Genomic DNA, 21,154 nt, shown 5'->3' with positions numbered 1-21,154 from the left:
TTTACCTTGTGAAATCGCTCGGTGCCTGCCAGTGGCCGTCCACCAACACTTCGTGCGGGGAAAAGCGGGCCTTGTAGTGCATCTTGGGGCTGCGCTCGATCCAGTAGCCCAGATACACGTGCGGCAGCCCCAGCTTGCGGGCCTGCTCGATCTGCCACAGCACGCTGTAGGTGCCGTAGCCGGCGCCGTCCTCAGGCTCGTAGAAGGTGTAGACGGCCGAGATGCCGTCGCTCAGCACATCGAGGATCGACACCATCTTCAGCGCGCCCGGGCTGCCGTCGGGCAGGGTTTCGCGGAACTCGACCAGCCGCGAGTTGACGCGGCTTTGCAGCAGGAACTGGGTGTACTGGTCGATGCTGTCGTGGTCCATACCGCCGCCCGAGTGGCGGCCGGTCTGGTAGCGCAGGTAGAGCTGGTAGTGCTCGGGCACGAAGCACAGCTTGAGCACGCGCGCCTGCAGGTCGGCGTGCTGCTTGGCGGTGCGGCGCTGGCTGCGGTTCGGCTTGAAGCTGTGCGCCAGCACGCGCAGCGGGATGCAGGCGCGGCAGCCGTCGCAATACGGCCGGTAGGTGAACATGCCGCTGCGCCGGAAGCCGCTGAGCACCAGGTCGGAGTAGGCGTCGTTGTGGATCAGGTGGCTGGGCGTGGCCACCTGCGAGCGGGCCTGGCGATCCGGCAGGTAGCTGCAGGGATAGGGCGCTGTCGCGTAGAACTGCAGCGTGTGAAGCGGGAGATCCTTGAGGTGCGTCACGTCACGTCACGTCGAAAGAGGAGGTCGCTCGGAAAGGAGTTCGGACCAGTATACGGGGTCGAATTGCCACTGCGGGCCCTCCTGTTTTCGGGCCTGGGCCACGTGTGCGACGAAGCGCGCGCGCGGCATTTCGCGGGCGCCGAGGCTGGCCAGGTGCGCGGTGTTCTGCTGGCAGTCGATCATCGCGATGCCGGCGCGGCGGCACAGCGCGACCAGGCCGGCCAGCGCGATCTTCGAGGCGTCCGGGCGGCGCGTGAACATCGACTCGCCGAACACGGCCCGGCCGAGCGCCACGCAGTAGAGCCCGCCCGCCAGTTCGCCGTCGATCCAGGTTTCGACGCTGTGCGCGTGCCCGGCGCGGTGCAATTGCGTATAGGCCTTCACCATGTCCGGCACGATCCAGGTGCCCGACTGTCCGGCGCGCGCCGACTGCGAACAGGCCTGGATCACCGTTCCAAAATCGTGATCGATGCGCAGCTCGCAGCCGGGCGTCGCGGCAAAACGGCCCAGCGTCTTGCGCAGCGAGCGATGCAGCCGGAAGTCGCTCACCCGCAGCACCATGCGCGGGTCGGGGCTCCACCACAGGATGGGCTGGTCGTCGCTGAACCAGGGGAAGACGCAGCGGCTGTAGGCCTGCATCAGAGTATCGACATCGAGGGAGCCGCCGGCCGCCAGCAGGCCGGGCACCGGGTCCCGTTCGTCCCACGCCGAAGCGGGGTCGGGCAGTGCATCTCCGGGTTCGAGCCAAGGCAGTTGTCGCATGGATGCAGGTATACACGGCTTCTCGAAAACGCAAGCCAGTTGAGGGAAAATCCCGCTCACACGGGAACAGTCCACAAGGCTGCGGCCCTGGTGCCACCGCCAATGGCACGCGAGACAACCCCACAAGACCCGTCGAAAAACCTATAGTGCACAGCTTGCTTTCGCAGTACCACAGCGGATCCGGCAGGCATGTGCAGGGCGCCGGGGATCAGCACAAGAGGACCACGTTGACCACTGAACCCAATCCCACGCGCTTCGGCAGCGGCCAGGCGGTGCGCCGCCTCGAGGACGAAAGCCTGCTCGCAGGCGCCGGCCGTTACACCGACGACGTCACGCTCTCCGAGCAGGCGCACCTCGTCTTCCTTCGCTCCCCCTATCCGCATGCGCGCATCGTGTCGATCGACACGTCCGCGGCCGTCGGCATGCCCGGCGTGCTGCGCGTGATCACCGGGGCCGACCTGGCCGAGGCCGGCGTCAAGCCAATGCCCGGCGCGGCCGGCTTCAAGCGCGCGGACGGCAGCGACAGCGCCAGCCCGCCCCGCCGCGCCCTGGCGCACGAGCGCGCGCGCTTCGTCGGCGAACCGGTGGCGTCCGTCATTGCCGACACCGTGCAGCAGGCGCGCGATGCGGCCGAGGCCGTGATGGTCGATTACGAAGAGCTGCCGATGGTGGTCGACCTGCCGGGCGCGACCGCCGAAGGCGCGCCGCTCCTGTGTGAGGAGGCCACGGGCAACATCGCCGCCGAGATGCGCCACGGCAGCAGCGAAGCCGCCACCGCCGCCTTCGAGCGCGCCGCCCACGTGATCGCGCTGGACGTGAACAACCAGCGCGTGGTCGCGCTCACCATCGAGCCGCGCGCCGTGCTCGCCACGCACGACAGCAAGACCGACCGCCTCACGATCCGCATGAGCACCCAGATGCCGTCCGGCGTGCGCGATTCGGTCTGCGCGGCCATTGGCCTGGCGAAAGAAAAAGTGCGCGTGGTCGTGGGCGACGTCGGCGGCGGCTTCGGCATGAAGACCGGCGCCTACCCCGAGGACATCGCGGTCGCCTACGCCGCACTGCAGGTGGGCCGGCCCGTGAAGTGGGTGGCCGACCGCAGCGAAGAGTTCCTGTCCAGCGCGCACGGCCGCGACATCGAGGCGCGCGCCGAAATGGCGCTCGATGCCGACGGCAAGATCCTGGCCCTGCGCATCAAGACGCTCGCCAACGTGGGCGCCTACGCCACCGGCACCGGTGTCGCGATCCAGCTGCTGATCGGCCCCTGGGTGCAGACCAGCGTCTACGACATCCAGACCATCGACTTCCATTTCAAGGCGGTGCTCACCAACACCGCGCCCACCGGCGCCTACCGCGGCGCGGGTCGGCCCGAGGCCATCTTCACCATCGAGCGCCTGATGGACGAGGCCGCGCGCCAGACCGGCATCGACCGCATCGCGCTGCGCCGGCGCAACTTCATCCGCCCCGAGCAGATGCCCTACAAGAACCCGATGGCGCAGACCTACGACACCGGCCAGTTCGAGTCGGTGATGGACCAGGCACTGCAGCTGGCCGACTGGCAGGGCTTCGAGGCCCGCGCAGCCGAATCGGCGGCGCGCGGCAAGCAACGCGGCCTGGGCATCGCCACGTTCCTCGAATGGACCGGCGGCAACGTGTTCGAAGAGCGCGTGACCGTCTCGGTGCAGGCCGATGGCGTGATCGAGGTGTTCTCGGCCGTCAACGCCATGGGGCAGGGCATCGCGACCTCGCTCGCGCAACTGGCCGTCGATGCCTTCGGCGTGCCCATCGAGAAGGTGCGCGTGGTGCTCGGCGACACCGACCGCGGCGACGGCTTCGGCAGCGCCGGCTCGCGGTCGCTCTTCACCGGCGGCTCGGCCGTGCGCATCGGCGCCGAGCGCACCATCGACAAGGCGCGCGAACTCGCGGCGCAGGAGTTCGAGGCCTCCATCGACGACATCGTCTACAGCCGCGGCACCTTCATCGTGGCCGGCACCGACCTCGAGCTCGACCTGTTCACCCTGGCCGCCAAGCAGCCGGGGCGCGAAATCTTCGTCGACTCCACCAGCACCGTGGCCGGGCCGAGCTGGCCCAACGGCTGCCACATCTGCGAGATCGAACTCGACCCGCCCACCGGCGAGATCAGCGTCGTGGCCTACAGCTCCGTCAACGACGTGGGCCGCGTGGTCAACCCGATGATCGTGCGCGGCCAGCTCGAAGGCGGTGCGGTGCAGGGCATCGGGCAGGCGCTGTACGAGCAGGTGGTGTACGACAGCGAAACCGGCCAGCCCGTCACCGGCAGCCTCATGGACTACGCCGCGCCGCGCGCCGACATCGTCGACACCATGTTCCAGATGGAAATGGACGAATCCACGCCCTGCAAGAACAACCCGCTGGGCGTGAAGGGCGTGGGCGAGCTGGGCACCATCGGCGCCACGCCGGCCATCGTCAATGCGGTGGCCGACGCCTTCGCACGCAACGGCCTCGGCGCCCGCGCGCCCCGCCTGCACATGCCGCTGAGCCCGTCGCGCGTGTGGCAGGCCATGCAGACGATCGACTGAGCGCCACGGCCGGTGATCGAAGGGCGACGAAAGTCATCATGCGCGTCACCACCGAACTGCAGACCGACGCGATCCGCGTCTCGACCTACCGCTGCGACGCGGGCGTCGGCGCGGCGCCGTTCACCGAGATGCACGAGACGCACTCGGTCTCGTACGTGCGCAAGGGCAGCTTCGGCTGCCGCGCGCTCGGCCGCGACTACGAGCTGGTGGCCGGTGCGGTGCTGGTCGGTGCGCCGGGCGACGACTACGTCTGCACGCACGAGCACTTCGCCTGTGGCGACGAGTGCCTGTCGTTCCACTTCTCGCCGGGCTTCGTCGACCTGATCGGCGGCGACCGGCGCAGCTGGCATGCCTCGGCGTTGCCGCCGCTGCCCGAACTCATGGTGCTGGGCGAACTCGCGCAGGTCGCGGTCGAAGGCGGCAGCGACGTGGGCCTGGACGAGCTGGGCATGGGCTTCGCCAGCCGTTTCCTCGACGTGGTGAAAGGGCGCGGCAAGCCCGCGGCGGCGCCGCCGTCGGCCACGCCGCGGGACCGTCGCCGTGCGGTCGAGGCCGCGACCTGGATCGAGGCCCACGCCGCCGGCGAGATCGGCCTGGAAGACGCGGCCGCCCAGGCGGGCCTGAGCGCCTTCCATTTCCTGCGGCTGTTCTCCCAGGTGCTGGGCGTCACGCCGCACCAGTACCTCGTGCGCTCCCGGCTGCGCCGCGCGGCCCGCCTGCTGGCGGACAGCGACCTGGCCGTGACCGACGTCGCCCTCGAGGCCGGCTTTGCCGACCTGAGCAACTTCGTGCGCACCTTCCACCGCGCGGCCGGCGTGTCGCCGCGCGGTTTCCGGCTGGCTGCCAAGGGCGACCGCAAGATTTTCCAAGACCGCCTGGCCGCGCTGCTTCACGATGACCGCTTGATCCACCCTTCAAGCAGGAAGTCATCGCCATGTACGACCACATCGGACTGAAAGTCAAAGACCTCGCCGCCAGCCGGCACTTCTACGAGGCCGCGCTCGCGCCGCTCGGCCACGTGCTGGGCTCCCACGACGACAGCTACGCCGGCCTCGGCCCGGCCGGCGAACCGGCGCTGTGGCTCTATGCCGCGAAAGGCGCCAAGGGCCCGGGCACGCACATCGCGTTCCGCGCACCCGACCACGCCGCCGTCGCCGCCTTCCACAAGGCCGGCCTGAAAGCCGGCGGCACCGACAACGGCGGCGCGGGGCCGCGCGCCGACTACAGCCCGACCTACTACGCGGCCTTCCTCATCGACCCCGACGGCAACAACGTCGAGGCCGTCTGTCCCTGACACGAAAGGCACCGACCCCATGGCCACCGTCTACAAGGAATTCATCGTCGAGGCCGACGCCGCGCAGGTGTGGAACGCGCTGCGCGACTTCGGCGCCGTGCACACGCGCCTCGCGCCGGGCTTTCTCACCGGCTGCGAGCTCGACGGGCAGGGCGCCCGCATCGTCCACTTTGCCAACGGCCTCGTGGCGCGTGAGCTGCTCGTGGCGCTCGACGAAGAGAACCGCCGGCTGGCCTACACCGTGACCGACGGCAAGGCCACGCACCACCACGCCTCGGCCCAGGTGTTCGCACACGGCGAAGGCCGGTCGCGCTTCGTCTGGATCACCGACGTGCTGCCCGACGGGTTCGCGGCGTACATCGAACCCATGATGGCGCAGGGCGGAGCGGCCATGAAAAAGACGCTGGAGAAGGCCAACGAACGATGAGCTCGCCGACAACCCCTGGCGCGAGCGAGATCCGGGCGGTCGTGCAGCGCTACGCGCAGGCCTGGGCCACCAACGACCTGAAGGCCATCGTCGACTGCTACCACGACGAGGTCGTCTTTCACTACTTCGGCCGCAGCCCGCTCGCGGGCACGCACCGGGGCAAGGCGGCCTGCCTCGCGGTGCTCAAGCAGGTGAAGGAGCGCACGAACCGCCGGCTGGTCGCGATCCGCGACGTGCTGGCCGGCGAGCATTTCGGGCTGATCGTCGCCATCGAGCAGTTCGAGCACCAGGGGCGCCCGGTCGAGCTGGAGCGCCAGCTGCGCTACGCCGTGAAGGACGGCAAGCTCAGCGAATGCTGGATCTACGACGAAGACCAGCGCTGGGTCGACGAGATGCTGTCGTCGCCCGCCGCTCAGAAGTCCTCGAGCGGCAGCCCCACGTAGTTTTCTGCCAGCGCGGTGGACGCCGCGCGCGAATGCACGAGGTAGTCGAGCTCGGCTTCCTGGATCTTCTGGCCGAAGGCGCCCGTCTCGGGAAAGCGGTGCATCAGCGAGGTGAACCACCACGAGAAGCGCTCGGCCTTCCAGACCCGGCGCAGGCACAGGTCGGAATAACGGTCCAGCGCCGAGGCCGACTTCTCGTTGTAGAAAATCTCCAGGGCGCGCGAGAGGTACCCCACGTCGGCCGTCGCGAGGTTGAGCCCCTTGGCGCCGGTCGGCGGCACGATGTGCGCGGCGTCGCCGGCCAGGAACAGCGAGCCGAAGCGCATCGGCTCGGCCACGAAGCTGCGCAGCGGCGCAATGCTCTTTTCGAGCGACGGGCCCGTCACCAGCCGTTCACGCGCTTCGGGGTCGAGGCGCGCGCGCAGCTCGTTCCAGAAGGCTTCGTCGCTCCAGTTATCCACCTTCTCTTCGGTCGGCACCTGCACGTAGTAGCGCGAGCGCGTGGCGCTGCGCATGCTGCACAGCGCAAAGCCGCGTTCGGTGTTGGCGTAGATGAGTTCGTGCGACACCGGCGGCACGTCGGCCAGCACGCCGAGCCAGCCGAAGGGGTAGACCTTCTCGTAGGTCTGGATCGCGTCGGCCGGCACGCTGGCGCGGCTCACGCCGTGGTAGCCGTCGCAGCCGGCGATGAAGTCGCACTCGATCTCGTGCGTCTGGCCGTCTTTCTCGTAGCGAACGCGCGGCTTGGCCGAATCGAAGTCGTGCAGGCTGACGTTGGCTGCGCTGTAGATCGTCGAGAGGCCTTCGGCCGTGCGCGCTTCCATCAGGTCGCGCGTCACCTCGGTCTGGCCGTACACCGTGACCTGCTTGCCGCCCGTGAGACCGTGCATGTCGATGCGGTGGCGCGCGCCCTTGAACAGCAGCTCGATGCCGTCGTGCGGCAGGCCCTCGGCCTTGGCGCGGGTGTCGACGCCCGCGCGCGCCAGCAGGTCCATCGTGACTTGTTCGAGCACGCCGGCGCGGATGCGGCCCAGCACGTAGTCGCCGCTCTGGCGCTCCACGATGATGTTGTCGATGCCTGCCTTGTGCAGCAGTTGGCCGAGCAGAAGGCCGGCGGGGCCTGCGCCGATGATGGCGACCTGGGTGCGCATGTTCGTGTCTCCGAAAGGGTTTTGCCAAGCGTAGGGCGCGGCCGGCCGGTTGGGGCGGCGGCTGGCGAGGCTCTGTGCGATCATGCGAACGCGTGCGCGATCATCGCGCAACACTTCTTCAGCCGACCGATCCACGACGAACTCCCGACGACGAATGACCATCGCCCGCGCCGACTTCATCGAGGGCATCGCCAAGGGCATGGCGGTGCTCGAAAGCTTCGACACCGAGCGCCAGCGCCTGAACGCCACGCTGGCGGCCGAGCGTGCGGGCCTCACGCGCGCCGCGGCCCGGCGCCACCTGCTCACGCTGGCCCACCTGGGCTACCTGGAAACCGACGGCAGCTACTTCTGGATGGCGCCGAAGGTGCTGCGCTTCTCGGGCAGCTACCTGGCCTCGTCGCGCCTGCCGCGCGCGCTGCAGCCCACGCTGAACCGGCTCGCGGCGCAGACGGGCGAGTCGTTTTCCGCCGTGGTGCTCGACGGCGAAGAGGTGGTCATCGTCGCGCGCAGCGGCAGCTACGGCACGCCGACGCGCGTGCTGGCCTACGGCCTGCACCTGGGGGCGCGCCTGCCGGCCCACGCCACCTCGACCGGGCGCGTGCTGCTGGCCGCCATGGCCGCCACGCAGCTCACGCAGTGGCTCAAGGGCCGGCACCTGGCGCGGCTCACGCCGCACACCATCACCCAGGCACGCGCGCTGCGCCAGCGCATCGCGCAGGTGCGCAAGGACGACTACTGCTTCGCCAGCGAAGAGCACGAACTCGGCGTGCAGGCGCTGGCGGTGCCGCTGCGGGACATGCAGGGGCACACGGTGGCGGCGCTCAACGTGGTGCTGTCGGGCACGCGCTACCAGGAAGAGACCTTGCAGCGCGAGATGCTGCCGCTGCTGTTCGAAGCGGCGCGCGAGGTGCGCTCCCTCCTGTGAACGCGGGCGCGCTGAACTTTCGGCGCCGGCGCGGCCTCGAACCCCCGAAACGGACACCACCATGCGACTCCTGCTTCTCGAAGACGACGTGATGATCGGCGAGGCCGTGCTCGACCTGTTGCGGGCCGAACAGTACGCGGTCGATTGGGTGAAGGACGGCGACGCCGCCGAATCCGCATTGCGCACCCAGCAGTACGACCTGGTGCTGCTCGACCTGGGCGTGCCGCGCCGCGACGGCCTGGAAGTGCTGCGCGCCCTGCGTGCACGCAAGCAGCGCATGCCGGTGCTGATCGCCACCGCGCGCGACTCGGTGCAGCAGCGCATCGAAGGCCTCGACGCCGGTGCCGACGACTACGTGCTCAAGCCCTACGACCTCGACGAGCTGCTGGCCCGCATCCGCGCCTTGCTGCGGCGCGCATCGGGGCGTGCCGAGCCGGTGTATGAGCACATGGGCGTCAGCATCAACCCCGCCACGCGCGAGGTCGCGGTGAACGGCGAACCGGTGGTGCTGTCGGCGCGCGAGTGGGCCGTGCTCGAGCCGCTGCTGGCCCGCCCGGGCATGGTGCTTTCGCGCACCCAGCTCGAAGAAAAGCTCTACGGCTGGAAGGACGAGATCAGCAGCAACGCGGTCGAGGTCTACGTGCACGGCTTGCGCAAGAAGCTCGGTGCCGAGCTGATCCGCAATGTCCGAGGCGTCGGCTACATGGTGCCCAAGGCATGATGCGCCGCGTGATGCGATGGACCGGATCGCTGCGCGCACGGCTGCTGGTGTTTTTGCTCGCCGCCATCGTGCTCGCGGCCGGCGCGCAGGCGCTGGTGGCCTACCGCACGGTGCTGAAAGAGGCCGACGACATCTTCGACTACCACATGCAGCAGATGGCGCTGTCGCTGCGCGCGGGCCTGCCGCCGAGCGCGGCCGTGGGTGGGCTCGGCGGCGCAGAACAGAACTTCGATTTCGTGGTGCAGGTGTGGACCGTCGACGGCGTGCGCATCTTCGAGTCGGCCGAAGAGGCCGCGCTGCCGCAGCTCGCGGTGCTCGGCTTTGCCGACGTGCGCGCCCGCGGTACGACCTACCGCGTGTTCTCGATGCAGACGCGCGGGCTGGTGATCCAGGTGGCGCAAGACATGGCGGCGCGCCGCCACATGGCCGGCTCGCTCGCGCTGCGCACCATCGTGCCCGTGGCGCTGATGGCGCCGCTGTTGATGCTGGTCGTGTGGTGGGTGGTGAGCCTGTCGCTGGCGCCCGTGGCGCGCGTGCGCCGGCAGGTGGCCTCGCGGCAGGCCGACGACCTCTCGCCCGTGAGCGAAGAGAACCTGCCCGAAGAAGTGCGCCCGCTGGTGCAGGAGCTCAACCTGTTGTTCGGCCGCGTGCGCCATGCCTTCGACGCGCAGAAGCACTTCGTGGCCGATGCCGCGCATGAACTGCGTTCGCCGCTGGCCGCGCTCAAGCTGCAGGTGCAGGGCCTGCAGCGCGCGCCCGATGATGCGGCGCGCACGCTCGCCGTGAGCCGGTTGTCGGCCGGCATCGACCGCGCCACGCGCCTGGTCGAGCAGATGCTGGCGCTGGCCCGTCACGAGGCCAGCGTGGCCGCAGGCGCGAAGCCTGAGTCAGTCGACCTAGCCGAGGTGGCGCGCCTGGCGATCTCCGATGCGGTGGCCGCCGCGCAGGCGCGCCGCATCGACATCGGCGTGGCGCAGTCCGACGCGGGCGCGACCGTGAGCGGGCAGCCCGAGGCGCTGCGCATGCTGCTGCGCAACCTGATCGACAACGCCGTGAAGTACACGCCCGAAGGCGGGCGGGTCGACGTCGGCCTCGTGAAGCGCGCCGACGCGGTGGAGCTGCGCGTGGACGACAGCGGCCCGGGCTTGCCCGAGGCCGAGCGTGCGCGCGTGCTCGACCGGTTCTACCGCTCGGGCGAGCCGCAGGCGCCGGGCAGCGGGCTGGGGCTGGCCATCGTGAAGTCGATCGCCGACCTGCACGGCGCCACGGTGGCGCTGGACAAGTCCGCGAGCCTCGGTGGGCTGTGCGTACGCGTGGTGTTCGCTCCCCCAGAGAAAGTGAATTCCGTTTAAGCGACGCCTAAGTCAAGGCCGCGACATTCCTTTCACCGTGTTTGCGCTCCGGCGCAGGATTGAAAGGAATCGAAGAATGAAAGCCGCCCTGATTTCCCCCCGTGCCCTCGTGATCGCGCTGGCCAGCGCCGGCGTGATCGGTGCCGTCGGCGCCGGGGCCTACACCAGCGCCCGCGCCGTGGGTGCGTCGGCCACCACCGCCGCCGTCGCTGCGCCCGCCGCGATGGTCACCTTGCCCGACTTCTCGACCATCACCTCGCGCGATGGCCCGGCCGTGGTCAACATCAGCGTGACCGGCACCGAGAAGGCCCCGGACGACGACACCATGGCGCAGCTGCAGGGCATCGACCCGGACGATCCGATGTTCCAGTTCTTCCGCCACTTCCAGGGGCAGATGGGACCGCGCGGCCAACAACAGCAGCGCGCCGTGCCGGTGCGCTCGCAGGGCTCGGGCTTCATCGTCGACCCGAGCGGGATCATCATGACCAACGCCCACGTCGTGAAGGACGCGAAGGAAGTCACCGTCAAGCTGACCGACCGCCGCGAGTACCGCGCCAAGGTGCTCGGCGCCGATGCCAAGACCGACATCGCGGTGCTCAAGATCGACGCCAAGAACCTGCCCGTGCTCGCACTGGGCAACACCAAGGACCTGAAGGTCGGCGAATGGGTGCTGGCCATCGGCTCGCCCTTCGGCTTCGAGAACACCGTGACGGCCGGCGTGGTGAGCGCCAAGGGCCGCTCGCTGCCCGACGACAGCTACGTGCCCTTCATCCAGACCGACGTGGCCGTGAACCCCGGCAACTCGGGCGGGCCGCTGCTCAATGCGCGCGGCGAGGTGGTCGGCATCAACTCGCAGATCTACAGCCGCAGCGGCGGCTACCAGGGCGTGTCGTTCGCCATCCCGATCGACGTCGCCGTGCAGGTGAAGGACCAGATCGTCGCCACCGGCAAGGCCACGCACGCGCGCCTGGGCGTGGCGGTGCAGGAGGTGAACCAGGCCTTCGCCGATTCGTTCAAGCTCGACAAGCCCGAGGGCGCGCTGGTCTCGAACATCGAGAAGGGCGGCCCCGGCGACCATGCCGGCCTGAAGGCGGGCGACGTGATCCGCAAGGTCGACGGCCAGGCCATCGTGTCGTCGGGCGACCTGCCGGCGGTCATCGGCCAGCAGGCGCCGGGCAAGAAGGTCACGCTCGAGGTGTGGCGCCAGGGCGAGCGCCAGGAGCTGCAGGCCAAGCTCGGCGATGCCAGCGACAAGCCGGCGCAGGTGGCCAAGGCCGACAACACGGCGGGGCAGGGCAAGCTCGGCCTGGCGCTGCGCCCGCTGCAGCCGCAGGAACAGCGCGCAGCCTCGGTCGACGGCGGCCTGCTGATCGAGGACGTGGCGGGCCCGTCGGCGATGGCCGGGGTGCAGGCCGGCGACGTGCTGCTGGCGATCAACGGCACGCCGGCCAAGAGCCTGGAGCAGGTGCGCCAGGCGGTGGCCAAGGCGGACAAGTCGGTGGCGCTGTTGATCCAGCGCGGCGAGGACAAGATCTTCGTGCCGGTGCGCCTGGGCTGACCGAGCAGAGCGCGCTCAGGGCAGCGCGCAGGGCCAGTCGAGCGACACGCGCGTGCCGCCGGCCTGCGCGTCGGCCCGCTCGATCTGCAGCCGCGCCCCGATGGCCTGCGCCCGCGAACGCATGTTCGCGAGGCCGTGGCCACCGGGGCGTTCGTTCGCCGGCAGACCGCGGCCGTTGTCGGTGAGCACGATGCGCACCAGCGGCGGCGTCTGCTCGCCGTGCCAGCCCACATGCATCACGATGCGCGTGGCGCCCGCATGCTTCAGCACGTTGGTGAAGGCCTCCAGCAAGATGCGCTGCAACTGCAGCGCGGCCTGCGCGGCAAAGGGCGCGAGCGTGGGGATGAGCGCCACGTCCCACACCAGCTCGATGCCGGCCGCGTCCAGCCGGGGCTGCAGGCGGTAGCGCAGTGTGGCCAGCACGGTGGTCAGGTCGTCGTGCATGGGCTGCAGCGAATCGACGGCCATGCGCATCTCGTCGAGCGCCAGCTTCACGTGCTCCTCGACCACGTCGCGATCGGGCGCGGGCTGGTTCACCACGTTGAGCAGGCCCACGAGCTGCGAGCCCACGCCGTCGTGGATCTCCCGCATGATGCGCTGGCGCTCCAGCAGCACGGCCTGTTCCTCCTGCTGCTTGCGCACGGTTTCGAAGGCGCCGCGCAGCTGCTCTTCGCGCTCGGCCACGCGCGCGGCGAGGTTGGCGTTGAGCGAGCGGTAGTCGGCCACGGTGCGGCTGTAGCGCTCCACCACGAGGCCGGCCAGGATCATCACGAAGAAGAAGATCGCGTGCGAGGTGAGCGTGTAGTAGGCGCCGCCGAACAGGCCCATGCGTACCAGCAGCAGGTCGTGGGCGCCCGCCAGGATGGCCAGCGTGCCCGCCGCCATCAGCACGCCCGCGATGCGCCGCCGCGCCACCAGCGCGCCGTGCACCACGTAGGGCAGGCAGATGGTGCTCGTGACCTGCAGGATCGCCAGCCCGGTGGTCCACAGTGCCGGCAGCGCGAAGGCGAAGGAGGCGCAGGCCAGCACCACCGACAGCGCCAGCGCCCCGTAGATGGAACGCACCAGCCAGGGCGGGTTGCGGTCGAGCACCAGCAGCACGAAGCGCGCGATCAGCCCGATGTGGCAGGCATAGCAGACCGCCACCACGGCACCCCACAGCGGCCAGGGCACGGGCCCTTCGGTCAGCACGCGGTCGAGGTTGCGCGCCACGCCCGAGAGCGCGGCCAGCGCGAAGCAGCCGTAGAGCGCGTCGCGCTGGCGCAGCCACAGCCCGGCGGCCAGGCCGCCCATCAGCAGCAGGCTCACGGCGTAGACGATGGCCGAGGTGTTGCGCCAGTTCTGCTGCGAGCGGTGCAGCGGGGCCAGGGAGGCCTCGGGGCCGTAGAGCACGCTGGCCAGCCCGCCGCCGCGCTGGCGCTGCATCGTGGCCTGGATGAGCAGCTCCTGCGGCTGGCCATCGCCGCGCCGCAGGGCGGCGGCCAGCGGGATCAGCAGGTTGGCCTTGCCGGCGTCGTAGGCCGGGTCGCCGAGCACGCCGTAGTTGGCGACCAGCGCGCCGTTGAACCACACGGCGGCCTGGTTGCCCAGGCCCGACATCAGGAGCGCCTGGGCGTCGTCCGCGCGGGCGGCGTCCGGGGGCAGCACGATGCGGTAGCTGGCCTTGCCGCCGCGCCCCGGAAACTCGTGGTCCCAGCGAAAGGGCAGCGCCACCTGCCGCACCTGCATCGGCAGGCCGTCGGGTTCGAGGCTGGCTTCGGCCCAGTCCACGTCGGTGGTGCCCGGCGGGGTGGCGGCATGGACGAAGGGGGCTGCGAGCACCAGCCACAGCAGCAGTTGCAGCACGGCTTGCATGCGGGAAAAGAAGGGGCGGCTCACGCGGCTAGGAAAGCCGGCCTGGAGGGCGGGTCGCCAACACGGCGTCCGAGGGTGGGGGCGCATCCAGCTTGCCGTAGATGTTTCTGATATGGGTTTGAACCGTCGATGCGGAGACTCCCATCTGCGCGCCGATTTCGGCATAGGTGAAACCACGAGACACCCGGTCGAGCACTTCGGCCTCGCGCGACGAGAGGTGCCCGGGCGCGCCGTCGGAGGCCTGCCAGCGGCGCAGCAGCTGCCGCGCGATGCCCGGCGGCAGCGGCGAACCGCCCGCGCCCAGGTGGCGCAGGTGCGCCGCCAGGTCGGCCTCGGTGCCGTCCTTGAGCAGGTAGCCGCGCGCGCCGGCCTCGAAGGCCTGCACCATGTGGGTCTCGTCGCCGAAGATCGTCAGCACCATCACCGCGCAGGCCGGCTGCATGCGGCGGCACTGGCGGATCACCTGCAGGCCGGGGTGGTCGGGCAGGCCGAGGTCGACCAGCAGCACATCGACCGGGTTGTCCGTGAGCCAGTTCAGGATGTCGACCGCGTTCGAGGCGCTGAAGGCCAGCGCCAGCGCCGGGTCGGCGCCGATCACGCGGGCGATGCGCTCACGCATGCCGCTGTCGTCCTCGACCACGGCGACCTGGGTGGCGGTCAGGGGCATGGCGGGCTTCCGCAGGCGAGACCGGGGCCGAGGCGCATGGGCAGATCCGTTTCCGTTCGGAGGTTGCAGGTGCCGCAAGCCTATCGACCGGTATCGGGCGAGCCCATCCTATAGACGGGGGATGGGGGTACCCTGCTGGCGCGCGATGGTGTCCAGCCGTGTGGCGACGCGCGCCACGTGCTGCACCAGTTCGGGAGGCGACTCGATCTCGATGGCGTGGCCCAGGCAGCCCAGCCACACGGCCAGCGCATCGAGCGAGCTGGCGCCGGTCACGACGCGCGTGCGGTCCGCGTCGAGGGCCTCGGGCACGCCGCCCACCCAGCCCAGGTGCGGTTCCAGCGCCGCGAGCGGGGCATGCACGATCACGCGCGCGTGATGCAGGTAGGGCGAGACCTTGAGCGCATGTTCCATGTAGGCCTCGACGTCGCCCAGCGGCAGGCGGCGCGCGGTGAAGCGCGCGCCCGTCGGTTCGGCGTCGACGATGCGGTCGAGGCGGAAGGTGCGCCAGTCCTGGCGCGCCGTGTCCCAGGCCAGCAGGTACCAGCGCTGGCCGGTCTGCACCACGCGGTGCGGCTCCACGGTGCGCGCCGTGGCCGTCTGGTGGTGGTCCTGGTAGCCGAAGCGCAGTTCGCGCCGCTCGGTGCAGGCCTCGGCGAACATCGACACCGCCTTCACGCGCACGCCCGACTTGCTTCGCATCACCGGCACCACCGAGGCGCGCACGCTGCCCAGGCGGCGCTGCAGGCGCGGCGGCATCAGCTGGTCGAGCTTGGCGAGGGCGCGCATCGAGGCGTTGCCGATATCGCCTTCGCCCGTGCCGGCATGGCCGAGCGCCAGCGCCACGGCAATGGCTTCCTCGTCTTCCAGCAGCAATGGGGGCAGGGCGCTGCCCGCGCCCAGCCGGTAGCCCCCGGCCACGCCCGAGGTGGAGTCGACCGTGTAGCCGAGGCTGCGCAGGCGGTCGACGTCGCGGCGCAGCGTGCGCTCGGTGATCTCCAGGCGCTCGGCCAGGGCGGCACCGGTCCAGGCGCGCTGGGCCTGGAACAGTGCGAGCAGGCGAAGCAGGCGGGCGGAAGCGGACAGCATGGGCCGCATCATGCCTGCGATCGAGGACAGAATCTGTCCGCAATGGGGCGTAGCCTTGGGCTTCCTCCACTCGTTTCCACGGACACCGACCATGAAGAAGACCTATCACGGCAGCTGCCACTGCGGCAAGGTGCGCTTCCAGGCGCTCATCGACCTCGCCGCGGGCACCGGCAAGTGCAACTGCTCGATCTGCATGAAGTCGCGCGGCTGGGGCGCCATCGTCAAGCCGGCCGACTTCACGCTGCTGTCGGGCGAAGAAGCTCTGTCGAGCTACCAGTTCGGCTCGTTCAGCGCCGAGCACCTGTTCTGCCGCCATTGCGGCGTCAAGTCCTTCGGGCGCGGCAACGTGCCGGAGATCGGCGGTGCGTACGTCAGCGTGAACGTCTCCTGCCTGGACGACGCGACGCTCGAAGAGCTGTCCACGGCGCCGGTGCGCTACATGGACGGTCGCCACAACAACTGGTTCGAGGTGCCGGCGGAGGTGCGCTACCTCTGAGCGGGTCAAGGGCAGGGGCACGCTTTCGGATGAGAATGTCCGTTGCTTCACCTGCTGCGAACGACACCAATGAACGACGAACTCGAAGCCCGCATCCGCTCGGGCCAGGCGCTGTCCGAATCGATGGGCAACTTCCACGTGACCGGCTGGGACGCCGAGCACAAGACGCTGAAGGCCGCCTTCACCGTGCGGCGCGAGTACTGCCACACGAACGGCACGATCGCCCAGGGCGGCTTCATCACGGCCTGGCTCGACGCCGCCATGGCCCATGCGGTCATGCACGACACGGAGCAGGCGCAGACGGTCTTCAGCCTGGAGATCAAGGTGAGCTTCTACGAGAAGGTCGGTCCTGGCGAAGGCCGGGTGGAGGGGCGCGTGATCCGGCGCGGGAAGCGCGTGGCGTTCCTCGAAGCGGCGCTCTACAACCCCGATGGGAAGCTGGCGGCCGAGGCCACGTCGACCGGGATACTGGCGAGCCTCTAGGCTAGGCCCGCCCGACCTGGGCCTGTATCTCGCGGATCACTGCTTCCTTTTCCCGGTTGTAGATCTGCGGGTTGGCCGGGTCGATGCCGTGGGCTCGGTCCTTGGCTTCTTCGTACTTCTGGCGCAGGTCCGGGCGCCGGTCGAGAACTTCCATGAACGCCAGCGAGTCGGCATGCACCGGGTCGCCGCGATGGCAGATGTGCAGGTTGAGGTTGAACCTGCGGCTGTCATGCAGCACGGACGCGCAGACGTAGGGCTTCTCGTCCGTGTCGACCCACACGGGGCGGCGGTGAAACCCGAGGGCTTCGAATTCCGACTGGGCGATGCGCAGGTTCTCGTGCTGCGTGATCGCCGCGATATCGACCATCGGCTTGCCCCGCAAACCGACGATGGCCGTGCTCCCAATGTGCACGAGTTCCACGCCCTCGAGCTGCGCTTGCACGTCACGCTGCACCTGCGCGAACACCTCGGCGTACGCCGGGTCGTAAGGCAGGATGTGGCGCTGGTCCAGGCTCTCGTCGAAGGCGAGGAGCTTCATCGCACGATGCGCGCCAGCCAGGCCAGCAGCACGGCCACGACTTCGTCGCGGTTGGTCTCGTTGAGCGTCTCGTGGCGCGCACCGCCGAACACATGGCACGACACGTCGCGCAGGCCGGCGTCTCGGTAGCGCTGCACCAGTGGATAGAACCACTCGGCCTTGTTGCTGACCGGGTCCTGGTCGCCGGTGAACAGGTACAGCGGCAGCTCGGGCCGGATGCGCGTCTGCATCGCGGCGGGCGTGAGTTCGTCGAGGCTGGCGAACATCGAGCCCATGCCTTCGGCCGACACGGTGAAGCCGCACAGCGGGTCGGCGATGTAGGCATCGACCTGGGTCGGATCGCGGCTGAGCCAGTCGAAGGGCGTGCGCACGTCGGGCAGCGCGGCGTTCATGTCCTCGAGCCGGAAGCCGCTTTGCAGCGCGCCGCCCAGCAGGTCGAGCGCCGTGGTGCCCGACAGCACCGCGCCCGACAGCAGCTCGCTGTGTCGCACCAGGTAGTACTGCGTGGCGAACGAGCCCATGCTATGGCCGACGAGGACCAGCGGCAGCCCGGGGTGCTCGGCGCGTGCGTGGCGGCTGAGCAGCGCCATGTCGTCCACGAGGCCGGCGAATCCGCGCGGGCCGAACTCGCCGAGTTCGTCGCGCGCGGCGGCGCCGGGGCCGTGGCCGCGGTGCTCGTTCGCGTAGACGACGTAGCCGGCCTGCGTGAGCGCATCGGCCAGCGGCCGGTAGCGCAGCGAATGCTCGCCCATGCCATGCGCCAGTTGCACGATGGCGCGCGGCGCGGTGCCCTGCCAGCGGTGGGCCTCCACCGGATGGCCGTCGTTGGCGGTCAGTTCGAAGTGGGTCTCGGTGCTCGGCATGCGGGGTCCTCCAGGGAAGTGGATCTGCATCCTAATCGTTGACGGCCCGCAGCATGGCCTTGCGCAGCCACGCCTGCGCCGGGTCCTTGTCGGTCACCGCGCGCCAGGCCATCCGCAGCGGGTAGCTCGGGCTGTCGAAGGGCAGGGGCTCGCAGCGCAGGCCGCTTTGCGCCGACAGCGCCAGTGCCACGTGCTCGGGCACCGTGGCCAGCAGGTCGGTGCCGGCGAGCACGGCGGGCAGGCTGCCGAACTGCGGCACCGAGAAGAGCACGTCGCGTTGCCGACCGAGTTCGCCCAGCGTTTCGTCGACGGTACCGCACAGGTCGCCGGCATAGGTCACGAGCAGGTGGCGTCGGTGGCAGTAGTCGTCGAGCGACAGCCTGCCGGGCGCGGTGTCGGCGCGAAGCACGGCAAAGCGCGCGGTGCGGACCTTGCGCACCTTCGCATCGGCGGGCAGGTCCTTCAGGAAGGACATCACCGCGCTGACACGGCCCTGGTCGAGGTAGCGCATGGCGTTGCGGTAGCAGACGGTGAGCGTCACCAGTTTGGCGCCGGGCACTTCGGTGCTAAGGGCGCGCAGCAGGCGGGGCAGCATCGCGATTTGCAGGTCGTCGGTCAGGCCGATGCGGAACACCGGTGCGGCGCGCGCCGGTTCGAAGTCGGCCTGCGCGCGGAACGTGGCCTCGATCTGCGCGAGCGCGGGGCCCAGGCCCTGCATCAGGGCGAGCGCCCGTGCGGTGGGTTCCATCACGCGGCCCTGGCGCACCAGCAGTGGGTCGCCGGTGAGCTCGCGCAGTCGGGCGAGCGCATGGCTCACCGCGGGCTGGCCGAGGTTCAGCCGCTCGGCGGCGCGACTGACATGGCGCTCGCGCATGAGCGCGGCCAGCACGGTGAGCAGGTTCAGGTCGATGCGGTTGAGTTCGATGGGTTTCATCGGGATCCTGGCGTTATCGATGGTGCGCATAGCGACTATCCCGCGAATCGATTTCCTTGATGACGCTGCGGCCTCTAGATTGAAGCCCTCGGTCATTCAAGAAAGAAGGAGAGTTGTCATGAGCAGGATGGTTCGCTTCCACGCATTCGGCGGTGCCGAGGTGCTGAAGGTCGAAGAGGTCGCAGTGCCCGCGCCGGGCATTGGCGAAGTGCGCATCGCGGTGCAGGCCATCGGCCTGAACCGGGCCGACGCGCTGTGGCGCGAGAACCTGTACATCGAAGACGCGACGTTGCCGGCGGGGCTGGGCAACGAAGCCGCCGGCGTCATCGAAGCCGTGGGCGAGGGCGTCGAAGGGCTACGCGTGGGCGACAAGGTCGCGGTGCTGCCGGGGGCGAGCCAGGGGCTGTATCCGACCTACGGCGACCGCATCCTCTTTCCGGCCGCGCACGTGGTGCGGTATCCCGCCAACCTGTCGGCCGCGCAGGCTGCGGGCGCCTACATGGCCTACCTCACGGGCTACTTCCCGATGTTCGAGATCGCACGGCTGCAGCGAGGCCAGGTGATGCTCGTCACCGGGGCGTCATCGGGCACCGGCATCGCGGCGCTGCAGATGGCGCGCGTGGCGGGCATCGTCGCCATCGCGGTCACGCGCACGGCTGCCAAGCGCGACGCGCTGCGGGAAGCGGGCGCGACGCATGTGGTCGTGACGGACGAAGAAGACGTGGTCGAGCGCGTGCTGGCGCTCACCGAAGGCCGCGGTGTCGACCTAGTGTACGACGGCGTGGGCGGCGCGCAGGTCGAGCGGCTCGGCGACGTGGTCGCGCATGGCGGCTGGTATGTGCTGTATGGCCTGTCGGGCGGCGCCGAATTCAGGTTTCCGGTGATTGCGCAGTTCCGAAAGAGCTGGCGCTTCCACGTCTACAAGGTGCTGGAGCACACGGGTGCTGCAACCATGGGGTTGCCGCGCGACGAAGGCGCATTGGGCCGTGCGCTGGCTTTCATCGATGCGGGCCTTGCCGATGGCTCGCTGCATGTGCGCATCGACCGCAGCTTCGCGCTCGACGACGTGGTGCAGGCCCATCGCTACCTCGAGCGCGCCGGTCACATCGGCAAGGTCGTGCTCGAGGTCTGACCGGCGCTCAGCCGGCGGATGTCAGCCGGTACCAGGCCACCCCGTCGTCGGCGATGTCGCACGCGATCTCGCCGCGGTGGCGCAGGTAGTTGAGGCAGGCGAGGCTTTCACCGGTGGCCATGCCCAGCAGCGGCACGTCGGACTCGGCGATGCTGCGCGCGAACAGGCTGGTGAACACATCGACCGCGCGCTTCGGCGTCTTCAATGCGTTGCGCAAGCGGTCGAGCGAGCGCTCCTGTCCGTGCTGCAGCCGGTCGATGCGCGCATGCAGGCCGCGGAAGCACTCGTTGTGCGACGGCAGCACCAGCACGTCGTCGGGCACTTCGCGCTTGAGCTTGGCGAGCGACGCGAGCCAGTCGGCCATCGGGTCGGCGTCGGGTTCGACGGGCGAGACCGACACGTTCGACGAGATGCGCGGCAGGATCTGGTCGCCCGAGATCAGCACCTTCAGGTCGGGGCAGTACAGGCACGCATGCTCGGGCGAATGGCCGTTGCCGGTGACGACGCGCCAGTCGTGCGCCCCGATGCGCAGCACCTCGCCGTCGCGCAGGCGCCGGAAGCTGTCGGGCAGCGGGTGGATGTGCTTGCCGAAATTGCCGAAGCGCGTGCGGTAGGTCTCGATGGCCGCCTCGCCCCAGCCGGCGCGGCGGTAGAAGGCGATGGCGTCGTCGGGCGCTTCGCGGCCGGTGTCGGACACCATCACGCGGCACATGAGGTATTCGGAGCGGGTCATCCACAGCCGCACGCCGAACTTGCGCGTGAGCCAGCCGGCCATACCGACGTGGTCGGGGTGCATGTGCGTCACGAAGACGCGGGTGAGGCCGCGCGTGTCCGGCGAATTGGCGAACAGCTCGCGCCAGACCGCCACCGTTTCCTCGGTGCGCACGCCGGTGTCCACCACGGCCCAGCCGTCGCCGTCGTCCAGCGCCCACAGGTTGATGTGGTCGAGCGAATAGGGCAGCGGCATGCGGATCCAGTGGACCCCGTCGGCGACCTCGATCGACTTGCCGCGTGGCGGAAGTTCCGCAAAGGGATAAACGAGCTTGCCCTTGGCTGCTTCCGCCGACTCTTCCAAACCATCCATCGTGTTTCACCTCCAGAGGGATGAATTGTGAACCCGGCCGGCATTCGGCCCGGGTCACTTCGAAGACGATGGACG

General features: G+C 69.7%; 22 protein-coding genes. 12 read left to right on the top strand and 10 right to left on the bottom strand.

Annotation, left to right across the window (positions count from 1 at the left end; translation table 11 throughout):
* Position 1: 1 nt before the first annotated feature.
* On the bottom strand, positions 2 to 751 hold the full coding sequence (locus AC1RL8_RS03955) for an arginyltransferase (protein ID WP_062478083.1): 750 nt from the start codon (positions 749 to 751) through the stop codon (positions 2 to 4).
* 6 nt (positions 752 to 757) lie between these two features.
* Positions 758 to 1,513, bottom strand: a complete 756-nt coding sequence (aat, locus tag AC1RL8_RS03950; protein WP_492683962.1) for a leucyl/phenylalanyl-tRNA--protein transferase — start codon at positions 1,511 to 1,513, stop codon at positions 758 to 760.
* Between the two features lie 227 nt (positions 1,514 to 1,740).
* Here aat and AC1RL8_RS03945 point away from each other — a divergent pair, with 227 nt between their 5' ends.
* The 5 genes from AC1RL8_RS03945 to AC1RL8_RS03925 are packed head-to-tail and all read left to right on the top strand — an operon-like array spanning position 1,741 to position 6,235.
* Positions 1,741 to 4,071, top strand: coding sequence for a xanthine dehydrogenase family protein molybdopterin-binding subunit (locus tag AC1RL8_RS03945; protein ID WP_492683961.1), 2,331 nt, complete (start codon positions 1,741 to 1,743; stop codon positions 4,069 to 4,071).
* 38 nt (positions 4,072 to 4,109) lie between these two features.
* Positions 4,110 to 5,027 (top strand): helix-turn-helix transcriptional regulator, encoded by a 918-nt coding sequence (locus tag AC1RL8_RS03940; protein WP_492683960.1) that lies wholly within the window; start codon positions 4,110 to 4,112, stop codon positions 5,025 to 5,027.
* On the top strand, positions 5,006 to 5,365 hold the full coding sequence (locus tag AC1RL8_RS03935; protein WP_492683959.1) for a VOC family protein: 360 nt from the start codon (positions 5,006 to 5,008) through the stop codon (positions 5,363 to 5,365). Before AC1RL8_RS03940 ends, AC1RL8_RS03935 begins: the two co-directional genes overlap by 22 nt.
* Before the next feature lie 19 nt (positions 5,366 to 5,384).
* The gene (locus AC1RL8_RS03930) at positions 5,385 to 5,792 is read left to right on the top strand and encodes an SRPBCC family protein (protein ID WP_492683958.1); all 408 of its coding nucleotides are present in this window, start codon (positions 5,385 to 5,387) and stop codon (positions 5,790 to 5,792) included.
* Positions 5,789 to 6,235: a nuclear transport factor 2 family protein gene (locus tag AC1RL8_RS03925; RefSeq protein ID WP_492683957.1), complete on the top strand. Its 447-nt coding sequence runs from the start codon at positions 5,789 to 5,791 to the stop codon at positions 6,233 to 6,235. Before AC1RL8_RS03930 ends, AC1RL8_RS03925 begins: the two co-directional genes overlap by 4 nt.
* Here AC1RL8_RS03925 and pobA read toward each other — a convergent pair.
* Positions 6,205 to 7,386: a 4-hydroxybenzoate 3-monooxygenase gene (gene pobA, locus AC1RL8_RS03920; RefSeq protein WP_492683956.1), complete on the bottom strand. Its 1,182-nt coding sequence runs from the start codon at positions 7,384 to 7,386 to the stop codon at positions 6,205 to 6,207. The genes AC1RL8_RS03925 and pobA overlap by 31 nt on opposite strands.
* A 154-nt stretch (positions 7,387 to 7,540) precedes the next feature.
* Between pobA and AC1RL8_RS03915 the strand changes: the two genes are divergently transcribed.
* The 4 genes from AC1RL8_RS03915 to AC1RL8_RS03900 all read left to right on the top strand — a co-directional run bounded on the left by AC1RL8_RS03915 (position 7,541) and on the right by AC1RL8_RS03900 (position 11,942).
* The gene (locus AC1RL8_RS03915; protein ID WP_070060906.1) at positions 7,541 to 8,311 is read left to right on the top strand and encodes an IclR family transcriptional regulator domain-containing protein; all 771 of its coding nucleotides are present in this window, start codon (positions 7,541 to 7,543) and stop codon (positions 8,309 to 8,311) included.
* Positions 8,312 to 8,372: 61 nt separating this feature from the next.
* Positions 8,373 to 9,032, top strand: a complete 660-nt coding sequence (locus tag AC1RL8_RS03910) for a response regulator (protein WP_492683955.1) — start codon at positions 8,373 to 8,375, stop codon at positions 9,030 to 9,032.
* Positions 9,033 to 9,043: 11 nt separating this feature from the next.
* Positions 9,044 to 10,384, top strand: coding sequence for an ATP-binding protein (locus tag AC1RL8_RS03905; RefSeq protein WP_492683954.1), 1,341 nt, complete (start codon positions 9,044 to 9,046; stop codon positions 10,382 to 10,384).
* 76 nt (positions 10,385 to 10,460) lie between these two features.
* Positions 10,461 to 11,942, top strand: a complete 1,482-nt coding sequence (locus AC1RL8_RS03900) for a DegQ family serine endoprotease (protein ID WP_492683953.1) — start codon at positions 10,461 to 10,463, stop codon at positions 11,940 to 11,942.
* Positions 11,943 to 11,957: 15 nt separating this feature from the next.
* On the opposite strand, the gene AC1RL8_RS03895 is transcribed toward AC1RL8_RS03900, so the two are convergent.
* The 3 genes from AC1RL8_RS03895 to AC1RL8_RS03885 all read right to left on the bottom strand — a co-directional run bounded on the left by AC1RL8_RS03895 (position 11,958) and on the right by AC1RL8_RS03885 (position 15,549).
* A complete protein-coding gene (locus AC1RL8_RS03895; protein WP_492683952.1) occupies positions 11,958 to 13,796 on the bottom strand; it encodes a sensor histidine kinase in 1,839 nt (612 codons plus the stop codon).
* Positions 13,797 to 13,824: 28 nt separating this feature from the next.
* Positions 13,825 to 14,463 carry a response regulator gene (locus AC1RL8_RS03890; RefSeq protein WP_159276685.1) on the bottom strand — a complete coding sequence of 213 codons (639 nt, stop codon included), beginning with the start codon at positions 14,461 to 14,463 and terminating at the stop codon, positions 13,825 to 13,827.
* A gap of 108 nt (positions 14,464 to 14,571) precedes the next feature.
* Positions 14,572 to 15,549: a helix-turn-helix transcriptional regulator gene (locus AC1RL8_RS03885; protein ID WP_492683951.1), complete on the bottom strand. Its 978-nt coding sequence runs from the start codon at positions 15,547 to 15,549 to the stop codon at positions 14,572 to 14,574.
* Positions 15,550 to 15,640: 91 nt separating this feature from the next.
* Here AC1RL8_RS03885 and AC1RL8_RS03880 point away from each other — a divergent pair, with 91 nt between their 5' ends.
* Both AC1RL8_RS03880 and AC1RL8_RS03875 read left to right on the top strand, forming a co-directional pair.
* Positions 15,641 to 16,045, top strand: a complete 405-nt coding sequence (locus AC1RL8_RS03880; RefSeq protein ID WP_492683950.1) for a GFA family protein — start codon at positions 15,641 to 15,643, stop codon at positions 16,043 to 16,045.
* Positions 16,046 to 16,114: 69 nt separating this feature from the next.
* On the top strand, positions 16,115 to 16,528 hold the full coding sequence (locus AC1RL8_RS03875; RefSeq protein WP_062478117.1) for a PaaI family thioesterase: 414 nt from the start codon (positions 16,115 to 16,117) through the stop codon (positions 16,526 to 16,528).
* 1 nt (position 16,529) lies between these two features.
* Here AC1RL8_RS03875 and AC1RL8_RS03870 read toward each other — a convergent pair whose 3' ends face one another.
* The 3 genes from AC1RL8_RS03870 to AC1RL8_RS03860 are packed head-to-tail and all read right to left on the bottom strand — an operon-like array spanning position 16,530 to position 18,863.
* On the bottom strand, positions 16,530 to 17,066 hold the full coding sequence (locus AC1RL8_RS03870) for a GrpB family protein (protein ID WP_492683949.1): 537 nt from the start codon (positions 17,064 to 17,066) through the stop codon (positions 16,530 to 16,532).
* Positions 17,063 to 17,929: an alpha/beta fold hydrolase gene (locus tag AC1RL8_RS03865; protein WP_492683948.1), complete on the bottom strand. Its 867-nt coding sequence runs from the start codon at positions 17,927 to 17,929 to the stop codon at positions 17,063 to 17,065. The genes AC1RL8_RS03870 and AC1RL8_RS03865 overlap by 4 nt, the downstream gene beginning before the upstream one ends.
* A 31-nt stretch (positions 17,930 to 17,960) precedes the next feature.
* On the bottom strand, positions 17,961 to 18,863 hold the full coding sequence (locus tag AC1RL8_RS03860) for a LysR family transcriptional regulator (protein ID WP_492683947.1): 903 nt from the start codon (positions 18,861 to 18,863) through the stop codon (positions 17,961 to 17,963).
* Positions 18,864 to 18,981: 118 nt separating this feature from the next.
* On the opposite strand from AC1RL8_RS03860, the gene AC1RL8_RS03855 reads away from it, so the two are divergent.
* A complete protein-coding gene (locus tag AC1RL8_RS03855) occupies positions 18,982 to 19,995 on the top strand; it encodes a zinc-dependent alcohol dehydrogenase family protein (RefSeq protein ID WP_492683946.1) in 1,014 nt (337 codons plus the stop codon).
* 7 nt (positions 19,996 to 20,002) lie between these two features.
* Here AC1RL8_RS03855 and AC1RL8_RS03850 read toward each other — a convergent pair whose 3' ends face one another.
* On the bottom strand, positions 20,003 to 21,079 hold the full coding sequence (locus AC1RL8_RS03850; RefSeq protein ID WP_492683945.1) for an MBL fold metallo-hydrolase: 1,077 nt from the start codon (positions 21,077 to 21,079) through the stop codon (positions 20,003 to 20,005).
* Between the last annotated feature and the right edge of the window lie 75 nt (positions 21,080 to 21,154).

The organism is Variovorax sp. GW822-FHT04E09 (assembly GCF_058800845.1).
Note: the sequence above shows the minus strand (reverse complement) of the source record. Positions and strands in the feature narration are given on the sequence as shown.